Origin of the sequence: Plesiocystis pacifica SIR-1 (genome assembly GCF_000170895.1) — a bacterium.
Classification (GTDB): Bacteria; Myxococcota_A; Polyangia; order Nannocystales; family Nannocystaceae; genus Plesiocystis; species Plesiocystis pacifica.
The window spans coordinates 23929-35293 of record NZ_ABCS01000099.1 but is presented as its reverse complement, the minus strand read 5'-3'; the positions used below and the strand labels follow the sequence as shown (position 1 = coordinate 35293).

The 11365-nt window shown below is 70.8% G+C and carries 9 protein-coding genes; 5 read left to right on the top strand and 4 right to left on the bottom strand.

All coding sequences use genetic code 11. The features are described 5' to 3' along the window. Nucleotides 1-70: 70 nt before the first annotated feature. Together PPSIR1_RS33220 and PPSIR1_RS44545 are read left to right on the top strand one after the other, a co-directional pair. Nucleotides 71-826, top strand: coding sequence for a glycosyltransferase family 2 protein (locus PPSIR1_RS33220; RefSeq protein WP_045117255.1), 756 nt, complete (start codon nt 71-73; stop codon nt 824-826). 391 nt (nt 827-1217) lie between these two features. Then, nucleotides 1218-2141 carry a pentapeptide repeat-containing protein gene (locus tag PPSIR1_RS44545; protein ID WP_006975631.1) on the top strand — a complete coding sequence of 308 codons (924 nt, stop codon included), beginning with the start codon at nt 1218-1220 and terminating at the stop codon, nt 2139-2141. Nucleotides 2142-2152: 11 nt separating this feature from the next. Here PPSIR1_RS44545 and PPSIR1_RS33210 read toward each other — a convergent pair whose 3' ends face one another. The 4 genes from PPSIR1_RS33210 to PPSIR1_RS33195 all read right to left on the bottom strand — a co-directional run bounded on the left by PPSIR1_RS33210 (nt 2153) and on the right by PPSIR1_RS33195 (nt 9059). Continuing rightward, complete coding sequence (locus PPSIR1_RS33210; RefSeq protein ID WP_006975630.1) at nt 2153-3298, bottom strand: hypothetical protein; 1146 nt, start codon at nt 3296-3298, stop codon at nt 2153-2155. A gap of 111 nt (nt 3299-3409) precedes the next feature. Then, the gene (locus tag PPSIR1_RS50900) at nt 3410-6523 is read right to left on the bottom strand and encodes a serine/threonine-protein kinase (RefSeq protein WP_198154673.1); all 3114 of its coding nucleotides are present in this window, start codon (nt 6521-6523) and stop codon (nt 3410-3412) included. A 260-nt stretch (nt 6524-6783) separates the two neighbouring features. Next, on the bottom strand, nt 6784-7563 hold the full coding sequence (locus tag PPSIR1_RS33200) for a DUF7986 domain-containing protein (protein ID WP_157596228.1): 780 nt from the start codon (nt 7561-7563) through the stop codon (nt 6784-6786). 11 nt (nt 7564-7574) lie between these two features. Continuing rightward, nucleotides 7575-9059 (bottom strand): hypothetical protein, encoded by a 1485-nt coding sequence (locus tag PPSIR1_RS33195; RefSeq protein WP_157596227.1) that lies wholly within the window; start codon nt 9057-9059, stop codon nt 7575-7577. 168 nt (nt 9060-9227) lie between these two features. Between PPSIR1_RS33195 and PPSIR1_RS33190 the strand changes: the two genes are divergently transcribed. From PPSIR1_RS33190 to PPSIR1_RS33180, 3 genes are all read left to right on the top strand, one after another. Next, entirely contained in the window at nt 9228-9923 is a 696-nt protein-coding gene (locus PPSIR1_RS33190) for a MotA/TolQ/ExbB proton channel family protein (protein WP_006975626.1), read from the top strand. A gap of 18 nt (nt 9924-9941) precedes the next feature. After that, the gene (locus tag PPSIR1_RS33185; RefSeq protein ID WP_006975625.1) at nt 9942-10382 is read left to right on the top strand and encodes an ExbD/TolR family protein; all 441 of its coding nucleotides are present in this window, start codon (nt 9942-9944) and stop codon (nt 10380-10382) included. A 112-nt stretch (nt 10383-10494) separates the two neighbouring features. Next, complete coding sequence (locus tag PPSIR1_RS33180) at nt 10495-11349, top strand: TonB C-terminal domain-containing protein (RefSeq protein ID WP_006975624.1); 855 nt, start codon at nt 10495-10497, stop codon at nt 11347-11349. Nucleotides 11350-11365: the final 16 nt, after the last annotated feature.

Below are 11365 nucleotides of genomic sequence, written 5' to 3'. Positions count from 1 at the left end.
GCTCCGAGATGGCGCTGGTGCGAGGACAACGCGCGTTGACGGCGCTGCACAGCCGCGATACTGGGCGCCGATGGCAACGTCGGACATCCGCGTCTCCGTGGTCATCCCCGTCCGCAATCGGGGAGGCGTGCGCCTGGAGAACTGCCTGCGCTCGCTGCGATGGCAGAGCGTCGACTCGAGCGCCTACGAGGTGTTGATCAGCGACTTCGGCAGCGACCCCGAGGCCCTCGCCGACGTCCGCCAGCGCGCCGCGGCCAACGGCGTCCGCGTGGTCCACACGCCGACCGAGGAGGTCTGGAACCGGGCCCGCGCCCTCAACATCGGCATCCAGGAGACCCGCGGCGAGTTCGTGTTCTGCACCGACGCCGACATGATCTTCGCCGACAACTTCCTCGAGACCATCCTCGACGTCCTCGGCCGGCGCCCGCGGACGATGATCCACTGCGGCTGCAACGACCTGCCCGAGTCCGTGCCCGAGCAGCTGTGGACCCGGGCCGACCTCGACGAGCTGTTTCAGCGATCGACGCGCCGGGCCACCCGAGGCACTGGCGCGTGCCAGGCCGCCCTGCGCGAGTTCTTCTTCGAGGTTCGCGGCTACGACGAGCGGTTCCGCTTTTGGGGCTACGAGGACCTCGACATGACCTCGCGGGCGACCTGCTACGGGCTCGACGTCGAGTGGATCAGCGAGCGGACCTACATGCTCCACCAGTGGCACCCCTCGGTGAAGCTGGACCGGAACTTTCAGCGCAAGATCAACCGCTGGCGCTACGAGCTGACCAAGCAGCGCGTGCAAAAGAACCGCGGCGGCTGGGGTCTGCGGGCCTGAGCTCTACTTTGCCCCCACAGGCATCAGAGGACCGGGGGCATCGGGTCGCCCCTGCAAGCGGGGGCGTGGATTCGTTGACAGTCGACGACTCGGCCTCCGTCTCCGACGACTCCGTGGCCCTCCCCGACTCGCCCTCCGTCGAGTCGGTCTGACTCGTGGACGTGGGCAGCCTGATGGCAAGCGAGGGCTCCGGTTGCACACTGAAAGTCGATGTCTCCACACGCGTAGCTATCAACGGTGATCCCCGATGGCCGCTGCTCGAACTTCTCCGCTGCGGGCTTGGCCTTGGGCGTCGACTCCAGACTCGGCCCTGGACGGGACCACGGGCTCCGCTAGCGCGGAGTCTGGGCCGGGCTTTCGTCGTGGCGTCGCGGGTGCGAGCGTCGGCGAAGTGAGCGACCTCGACCCCGTCCAGGCCCAAGCCCGTGATCAACTCCTGACCGACGTGAAGGCCTTCAACGCCTGGCGCGAGGCCAACCCCGACTTCGAGCTGGATCTGTCCAACGCAGACCTGCGCGGGGCCAACCTGCGCGGCGCCTTGCTGGCGAGCGCCAAGCTCGACGGGGCCCGCCTCGACGACGTGGCCCTGGCCGGCGCGAGCCTGGCGGGGGCGAGCTTCGTGGGCGCCTCGCTGCTGCGGGCCGACCTGCGCGGCGCCGACTTTGGCCACGCGACCTTGTTCAACGCCAAGCTCAACGGGACGGCCCTGGGCGCGCGCCTGGCCTACGCCGCCGACCTGACCGACGCGAGCCTGGTCGCGGCGCGGGCCATGGGCGCGAACTTTTCCGAGTGCCGGCTCGAGGGCGCCGACTTGACGGACTGCGACCTGCGCGGGGCCAAGCTGTCCCGGACGATGTACGCCGACGTCGAGCTCGAGCTCCCGCCCAGCCTCGACGACGAGGGCGAGGACGACGGCAGGTTCTGGGCGCGCTTTTCCGAGCTGCCCCTGGAGATCCGCGAGGGCCTGGCGCTGTTCACCGGCATGGTGTTCATCGGGGCGGGGCAGCAGGACGCCCACGGGCCGCTGCTGGCCAACATCGTGCACACCCTCGGCTTTGATCAGGCGTCGTTCTCGGCCCTGATGCCGAGCGGCCAGATCAACCTCGACGCCATGGTCATCGCGCCGCCGGAGTCTCCGTGGATCCAGCGCGTGTGGCTGGCGCTGATGTGCGGCATGGCGGGGGCGGGTCAGCTGAACAACACCGTGCTCCACGTCATCGGCCACTTCGGGGAGCAGCTCGGCTTTTGCGACCGGGCGACGGCGCGGATCATGGGCGAAGAGCTGGGCATCGAGATCTCGGCGAAGTCGCCCTGAGCGCGGCGCGCTCAAGCAAAGAGCGCGTGGTAGTCGAGGCCCCAGCCGAGCAAGGCGCGGCGCTCGAGCACGCGGTAGGACGAGTGGATCAAGGCCTGGTGCAGGCGGTGGGCCATGTTCGCGTCGCTGAGCTCGAGGCGCCCGCGGGGCCCGTCGACGACGTAGTGCGAGCAGGCCTGGCCCTCGTGCACGCCGACGCGCAGCTTGGTGATGGGCTCGCGCTTCATCAGGTGGTGGGCGATGACCCGGCCCGGCGAAAAGCCCACGCCCAGGCCGACGTAGGCGGCGACGCCCAGGGCCGAGAGGGTGGCGTCGAGGTAGTCGCGCTCGGGGTTGAGGTGGAAGTCGTGCCAGGCCCAGCCGTCGGGGGCGACCTGGTAGTCCGCGGGCCGGCCGTAGATGGACACGAAGGTGTGGCCGAGGTCGGCGGCGCTCATCGGCGAGAGCCACACGCGGCCGAGGCCGGGGCTCATGGCCGGGCCCGAGACGGCGCTGCGGTGAGCCAGGAACACCCGGCAGGCGAAGTCGTAGCCCGAGGCCGGATCGACCTGGCCGCCGTAGACCAGCCGATCGACGTGGGCGAGGATCTGCGTCGCGGCCGGGTCCTCGCGCCACAGCCCGTGGGCCACGGCGCGCAGCCCCGCGGGGTCCTCGGGGCTGGGCTGGGGCATGGGCAGGGGGGCGCTCATCCGGGCCTGGGGCGGGAGCTGGGCCAGGGCGGCGTAGAAGCGGCCGAGGACGTCCGTGACCTGGGGGAAGGTGAGGTCGCGGCTCGTGCCCTGGTGGTCGAACAGGCGCACGTAGTTGGCGAGCATGGTCGCCTTGGACTCGACCCGGGCGAGCTGCTCGTGGCCCATGGAAAAGCGCGTCCCGTTGTGGCCGCCCTTGGTGGACGACCAGCCGCTGAGGATCGTGCGGCGATCGGTGATCGCCAGGCACAGCCGGTGCTCGTAGCCCCGCGGGGTCTCCCGAGCCAGCGCCGCCGCGAGCACGTGCTCGCCGGTGTAGTGGTCCACGCCGACGCCACAGCCCGCTACGGCCTCGGAGGCGATGCCCGTGGCGTGCTCGAACAGCGCGAGGGTGAACTCGGTGTCGAGCAGGGTGCTCTTGTCACGCAAGGGCTGGAGGTGGGCCGAGACGAGCTCGCGGGCGGGCACCCCTTCGATCTATCAGCAGCGCGGCGCCGGTGCATCCGAGAGTTTGTTTGTGGCCTTGTCTATCTTGACCGTCGTGGACGAGCCACACCCTCCCTGCCCCACGTCCACGACTCAATGATCCTCGAGCCAGGTCTCGATCTCGCGGCGGAGGATCACCGCGCCCTCGGCCTTGGCCATGATCTCCCGGGCGCGCTCGACCTGAGCCCGGGCCGAGGCCTGGGCCCGGGGTTCGTCCGCGCGCTGGGCCGTCGCCAGGGCGAGCACGAAGCGGGCGCGGGCGATCTCGCGGGGCGAGTTGTTGGCGTCCGAGGCGAGGTCGACGGCGCGCTGGGCCAGGCCGAGGGCCTCCTCGAGGGCGCCGTCGGGGCAGGCCGGGTCGTCGGCCGCGTAGGCGGCGAGCAGGGAGCGGCTGAGGCCCGTGAGCGGGCGGACCAGGGCGGGGTCGTTGGACTCGAACAGAGCTTGGGCCACGGTCACGGCCTCGCGGCTGCTCGCGATGGCCTCGCCGTGGCGCCCGAGGCTGCGCAGGGCTCGGGCCCGGTCGACGTGTAGCGACATGAGGCTGCGGTGCTCCGCGCCGAGCACCGCGCCGAGGTTGGACTCGGCCTGATCGTAGAGCGGCAGGGCGGCCTCGAGATCCGCGCGCGCGCCCGTGTACTGCCCGCGATCGGTGCGCGCCGCCGCGATGTTCTGGAGCGTGACGCCGACGGCCATGTGGTCCTCGCCGAGGCCCTGGCGGATCGCCGCGAGGGCGCTCTGGTAGCGCTCGAGGGCCTCGTCGAAGCGGCCGAGGTTCTGGAGCGCGGAGCCGAGGTTGACGTCGATGAAGGCGACCCGCGTGGGCTCGGCGTGCTCCTGGCTCGCGGAGATGTCCCGAGCCTGGCGCAGGGTCTCGGCGGCCTCGCCGTAGCGGCCGCTGTTGTCGTAGTTGATCGCCATGTTGTTGAGCACCGAGGCGACCTCGCGGTGGTCCTCGCCGTAGATCTCGATGGCGAGGTCCCGGGCCTGGCGGTGGGCGGCGAGGGCCTCCTCGTTGCGGTTTTGATCGGTCAGCAAGTTGGCGAGGCTCTCGAGGCTGTCGAGGTAGGCCGGGTGGGTGTCGCCGTAGTGGGCGCTGACGACGGTGCGCGCCGCGGTCAGGGCGGCCTCGGCCTCGTCGAAGCGCCCGAGCTCGCGCAGCGCGTCGCCGAGGGCGGCGCTGTAGGGCACGAAGTCGGGGTGGGTGGAGCCGCCGCGGCGCTCGAGGCCGTCGAGGGCGCTCTGGAAGTGGGCGGCCGCCCCGGCGTAGTCGCCCTCGAAGGTGGCCAGCTTGCCCAGGCTCAGGCTCAGCTCCCCGCGCAGGACCGGATCGTCGCCGTGGCCGTCGAGGGTCGCGCCGGCGATCGTCGCCCACACCTTGGCGGGCTCGGGCTTGGCCTGGGTGATGCCCTGGGCGAGGATCAGCTCCGTCGCCGCCCGGATCAGCGCCTTGTGGTTGCCCGAGCGCTGGGCGAGGGCGGCCGACTCTTGCAGCAAGTTGACGCCGCGGTCGATGTCCTGGGTGCCCCGGGCCAGCGCGTAGCCGAGGGTGAACACGGCCTCGGCCTCGACGTACTCGTAGTCGAGGCCGCGGGCCTGGGCCGCGAGGATCTCGGCCTCGGCGGCGACGCCCTCGCGGCGCCCGGCCTCGATGCGCCCCTCGATGGCGGCGATGCGCTTGCGCAGCAGCTCGGCCGCCTTCTCTTGCTCGGGGGTCGCGTGGCTCAGGGTGTGGTCGCCGAGCAGGTCGTCGGCGATGCACTGCTGGGCGGCGGGCAGGTGATCGGACAAGGTGGTGAGCTCGTCGAGGAGCTCGGCGCCCTCGAGCGAGCTGGTCTGGAGGTCGTCGAGCACGCTGCCTACGCGGATCAGCTGGCGCTCGAAGCAGGCCATGCGCTGGGCGTGGAGCTGCCTCGAGGGCGCGCTCTCGGAGCCCTCGGCGCAGGCCTGCTCGCGCGCGGCGGTCCAGCTCTGGGCCCAGCTGTCGAAGCGGGCGCGGACGGTGGTCCAGGTCTGGCGGGTGTAGGGCCGGGGCGAGGCCAGCAGCCGGGCCTCGAAGGCGGCGACCCGGGGCTCGCCCCACAGCGCCGCGAGCTTGGCGTCGCCCTCGTCGCTCGGCGTGCACAGGCCGGGGCTGGGCTCGGCCGAGGGGCCGTGCCAGAGCTTCCAGCCGAGCCCCGCGGACAGCAACATGGACAGGCCCAGGGCGAGGGCCCACCAGCGCCGCTGGGGCGGGCGCGGATCGAGCTCTTCGATCAGCGCGAACATCGAGGGGAAGCGCGCCCCCGGGTCGAGGCTCAGCCCGCGGAGGATCGCCTTTTCGACGCGCAGGGAGAGGTCCGGCGGGCGCTTGCCGGGCAGCTTGCGGCGGCGGCCGAGCTCGACGAAGCGGGCGGGGTCGTCGTACTTGCCGCGGAAGGGGCGGACGCCGTAGACGGCCTCGTAGAGCGCGACGCACAGGCTGAATTGATCGGAGCGCGAGTCGGCGCCCTCGCCCCGGGCCTGCTCCGGGGACATGTAGGCCGGCGTGCCCATGATCTGGCCCTCGCGGGTCACCGGCGCGAGGCTGTCGTGGCGCTCGCGCTCCTCCCGGAAGGTCGAGATCAGCTGGTCGATGCGCCCGCCGCTGTCGCTGCAGCCCGGGTCGCTGTCGGCCGGATATTCGCCGGAGCGATCGATGCTCGACTCGTTCGGGCGCAGCGGCGTGGCCAGGCCAAAGTCGAGCACCCGGACCCGGTTGTCGACGCCCACGAGCACGTTCTCGGGCTTGAAGTCGCGGTGCACGATGCCCGCGACGTGGGCCGCCGCGAGGCCGCGGGCGGCCTGGGAGAAGCGGTCGACGATCGCCGGCCACTTGTGGCGCTCGCGCTCGAGCCAGCGGTTGAGGGTGGTGCCCTCGACGAACTCCATCACCAGGTAGACCTGGCCGCGGAAGGTGCCGACCTCGTAGATCGGGACGACGTTGGGGTGGGACAGCCGGGCGAGGGCCTGGGCCTCGCGGAGCAGCCGGCCGCGGCGGCTCTCGGCGGCCTTGATGCGCCCCGAGATCTTGCTGGGCCGGAGCAGCTTGACGGCGACCTTGCGATCGAGGTCCGGGTCGTAGCAGGCGTAGACGATGCCGACCCCGCCAAAGCCCACGCTCTCGAGCACGGTGTAGCGGGCGATCCGGCTGCCCGGGAGAAAGGCCTCCTCGTCACGTCGTGCCACGGGCATCAACGCAGACGGCCCCCGCAGATCGACGGCGGTGTGATCGTGTGGAGGGGGCAAAGGCGCGTCGGCGTCACGCGTCGACTCGTCTGCCTGAGCGCCTTTGGACTCCGCCATGGCGCCCCAACACTAGCGCGAAATGCGGACTTTTGTGGGCTTTATGTGGCCCCGACGCGCGCGTGACTCTGGGGACACCGAGGGTCGGGGCGGGGCGAAGACCGACGCGGAGGTCGGGTTTTCAGCGGGCCGGGCCGCCGCGCTCAGGCGTGCGCGCGGATCACTGCCTCGGCGGCGCGGTAGGTCAGCCAAAACAGCTGCGCGGGCCGGCGCATGGGCAGCTGGGCGGCGGCGAAGCCCTGGTCGTTGGCGAGCTTGGCGAGGCCCTGATCGAGGATCTTGGTGTTGGTCTTGGGGACCTGCACGGCCATGCCGAGGCAGCGCCACAGATCGCCCACGGGGAACATGTAGGCGAGCACCACGTCCCCGCGGCGGAGCTTGGGGAAGAGGTTGTTGTCGAGGGCGGTCATCGGCTGGCCGCTGAGGACGTCGCGGCCGGCGAGCTGCTTGTTGGACTCGTTCTTGCTCTCGAGCACGAACAGCACCAAGCGGGTGCGCTCGACGGCCTGGAGCACGCGCTTTTGCTCGCGGTCGAGCTTGAGGCCGTACTCCCGGAACATGTCGATGATCCGCCGGCCGGCGGTGTCGCGGTAGCCGTAGACGAAGAACAGCGCGAAGGCCTGCTGGATCTCGGGGAGCTTGGTCTCCTCTTGGGTCCGCGCGCCGCCGAAGAAGCCCTGGGCGATGGTCGGCATCATCGCGCCGAAGCGGCGCTGGGCGAAGCTGGCGATCATCCGGTCGACCTGGGCGAAGGCCTCGGGCTTGAGCTGGCGGGTCGCCTTGACCGCGCGCTTGCGGGGCGCCGGGGGCTGGCTCGCGGCCTTGGCCTCCGCCTCGGCTTCGGCCTTGGCCTTGTGGCCGCGCTTGAGCCGGCGGCCGGCCCGGGGGGGACGCTTGGAGGTGGGCTTGGCGGTGTCGTTCATGTCGATCGCGCTCAGGGGACGCACAGGAAGTTGACGCACTCGTGGGCCGGGTTGGCGCACTCGTCGTCGCCGGGGCCGTCGTCGTCAGCGTCGGGCGTGCACTCGCGGCAGCCCTCGGGGGGCGCCTCGTCGACGTAGACCCGCTCGAGGTCGATGAGCTGGGGGCTGTCGAGGCCGAGGGGGGCGAGGGGGGCGAGGCCCTCGGTGGGGCCGAGCTCGTGGTCGCGGGCGTCGGCGAAGCAGCGCGCGCCGCCGACGTAGGCCTCGGCCTCGACCGCGTAGTTGCCCCAGGTCAGGGGCGCGGACGCGAGGGCCGGGGCGATGGTGCAGGGCAGGCCGACCCAGCCCTCGGCGAGGTCCTCGGCGGTGACGTTGAGGCCCAGGGCCGCGGCGTCGAGGAAGGCGTCGCCCGCCGCGGTGTCGCGCACGCGCAGGCGGACCTGGTCGATGGGCGTGGCCGCGGCGTCGTTGAGCTCACAGATCAGCGCCGAGCCCAGGGTCGCGTCGGGGTAGGGCAGGAGGTTGGCGAACAGGCTCAGGGGCTCGACGAGGGGCTCGACGAAGCGGTCCGCGCTGACCTCGAAGTCGATCAGGCTGTAGAGCGCGCTCTCGCCCATCTCGAACTCGAAGGTCAGGGGCTCGGTCCGCGCGACGCCGGCGAGGTCGTAGGCGACCAGCGCGAGGGTGTGCGAGCCCGGCTCGACCTGGTCGGAGGAGTACAGGGGCAGCTCGTACCAGCCCTCGACGAAGCTCAGGTCGTTTTGGGTCAGGACCTGGATGGTCTCGCCGTCGAGGGTCAGCTCGACGCGGTTGGCGTTGACGTTGGCGAGCTCGACGACGGGGCTCTCGAGCAGGCGCATGCGCATGTCGAGGATCAGCTGCTCGGCCTCGGCGCTCTCGGGCCCGGTCGGGTCGAGGGCGCAGGCCGGGTCCTTCCCGTCGACGCGCCCGTCCTTGTCGTTGTCGACCCCGTCGTCGCACTCGGGCGGGCGCAACAGCACGAAGGACACCGTGGGCAGGCTGCCCTCGGACACGGTCACGGTCGCGCTGGCCTGGGCGACGCAGTCGAGGTCGTCCTCGGCGCAGACCCAGGGCTCGTCGGTGCGGCGCAGGCCGACGACGTCGAGGACGTACTCGCCGGGCTCGAGCTCGGGCGGGCCGTCGGTGGGCTGGCCGTCGGCGAAGGCGCCGGGGAAGCAGGGGTAGCGGCGGACGTCGACCTCCGTGCCGCCGGCGGTGCGGGTGGTGACCTCGAGCTTGACGATGCCCGTCCGCGCGCACTGGTCGATGGCGACGAGCTCGGCGGCCTGGTCGTAGCCGAGCTCCGGCGTGTCGACGATGCGCCACTGCAGCTGGTAGCTGGGCTCGGCCGTGCACGCGGCGGCCCCGAGGAGCGCCACGCAGGCGAAGGCGCGGGGCGCCATCAGCCGCCCGGCGAGCCCGCGGACCCGCGGCGCGGACGGGCGCGGGCGCCCCGAGCTGCCGAAAGAACGCATGAGCGCCGGTCTAGCAGGGCCGCGGGCGGCGGTCCAGAGTGGGTCCCCGGGGCGCCCCAGGGCCAGCGCGGGGCCTAGAGACACCGCCCCTTGCCCCGGTGAGCCGCCCCCGTGTAGCCTGCGCGCGCCGTGATTTTGCCGCAAATCTCGCAGCTCGCCTCCTCCCCCATGGCTCTGTCTCTCCTCGGCGAGGTCGAGATCGTCAAGCTGCTCACGGCCTCGAAGGGCATCGTCCTCGCCGTGGTCATCGTGCTGCTGGCGCTGGTGGCCCTGTGCATCTTCGTGATCCTCTACAAGCTGATCCAGGTCAGCCAGGCCCAGTCGCAGTCGGTCACCTTTCTGGACCGCTTTTGGGAGAGCAAGCGCCTCGACGACATCTACCGGGTCGCCGAGGGCCTCAAGGCCAGCCCGCTCGCGGCGATGTTCCGCGCCGGCTACGTCGAGCTGTCGAAGATCAAAAAGCGCAGCGCCGAGGGCGGCGAGTCCATGCACGACCGCATGGAGGACACCGCGAACATCGAGCGCGCCCTCCAGCGCGCCCGGGTCAGCGAGCTGACCAAGCTCGAGACCTTGCTCCCCTTCTTGGCGACGACCGGCGCCGCCGCTCCCTTCATCGGCCTGTTCGGCACGGTCTGGGGCATCATGGACGCCTTCTTGGCCATCGCCGCCGCCGGCGAGGCGGAGCTCAGCGAGATCTCCCAGCCCATCGCCGAGGCCCTCGTGACCACGGCCCTCGCGCTGCTGTCCGCGGTCCCGGCCGTCGTCGCCTTCAACTACTTCAACCGTCGCCTCAAGGTGCTCTCGGCCGAGATGCAGACCTTCGGCAACGACTACCTGAACATCATCCGGCGCCACTTCTTCTAGGCCCCCGAGCGTCAGGCCATGAGCATCGTCACCCACGACGGATCGGCCTCGGGAGAGGAGCCGGTCGCTGCGATCAACGTCACCTCGTTGATCGACATCATGTTCTGCCTGCTGATCGGCTTCATGGTCGCCACGCCGCTGGCGAACCAAGAGCAGATCAAGCTCGCCGTGCCCCACGCCCCCGGCGTGCAGATCACCGAAGAGGAGTTCGAGCTCTCGGTGATCTCCGTCGACGCCAAGGGCCGGGTGTTCGTCGGCACGCTGCCCCTCGACGCCGACAAGTCCCAGTGGAGCGAGCAGCTGGCGACCAACAAGAAGATCACCGACGACGGGATGGCTTTCATCCAGGGTGATCGCAACATCCAGTTCGAGGTGATCCTCGACATCATGATCGCCCTCCAGGAGGCGGGGGTGACCGAGGTCGGCTTCGTCACCGACCCGCGCCTGCCGGAGGAGTGAGCGCCGGGGCGTCTCCAGGCGCCCTGAACGCCGTTTTGGCGGTCCGCATGAACAGCATGCAAGCCGCCGCCGTCCCCCGCACGTTGCCTGCTAGCCTGACTCAGGAGACCGGATGAACGAAGAAGCGCCCAAGCCTCCCGCTCCCGTCCGCACGCCGCCGGCGCTGCTGACCCCCTTCGTCTCCCTGTTCCGCGAGATCCGGGCCATGGTCGCCCTGCCCTTCGCCTTCTTCGGCGGGCTGTTCGGGATGGTCGTCCTGTCCGGAGCCATCGTCGGCCTGATGCTGTGGCTCGAGAAGAACGCCCAGGCCGAGGTCGGCGAGGACGAGGAGTTCATGCTCGACTTCGAGCCTGGGGCCCTGACCAAGCTCGGCGTCGAGCCCAAGGACATCCCCGAGAAGGCCATCAACGAGGAGCTGCGCACCCCGGAGGCCGCCGTCGAAGAGTCGGTGACCGAGGAGGAGGAGATCCCCGAGGAGGAAGAGGAGAAGAAGGAGGAGAAGAAGCCCAAGAAGGACAACAAGCCGGTCAACGACAACAAGAAGGCCAAAGAGGCCGACAAGAACCAAAAGAGCAACAACCCCTACTCCAAGGACCTGCCCAACAACATCGACGTGGCGGGTGACCCCTTCGGCGACCCCAACGGCTGGTCCGACCTCAAAAAGGACGGAGACCCCTGGGCGACCGCCGTGATGAAGGCCCTGAACAACATGAAGGTGCCGGCCTGGGCGGCCAAGCTGCCCGCGGGCAAGCCCTACAAGTTCACCATGAAGATCTGCAAGAACGGGACGGTGGACAAGGTGTTCACGAAGTCCAGTTCGGGCAACAAGGACCTCGACAACGCCGTCCGTGCCGAGGTCGAGCGGCTCAAGATCCCCAAGCCGCCGCCCCACGTGCTCAAGAAGATGAAGTCGACCTGCGTGGTCTTGCGCTATCAGTTCGCGTGGACCTCCGGCAAGGTCAAGTGATCCCCAGGCGCGCCAG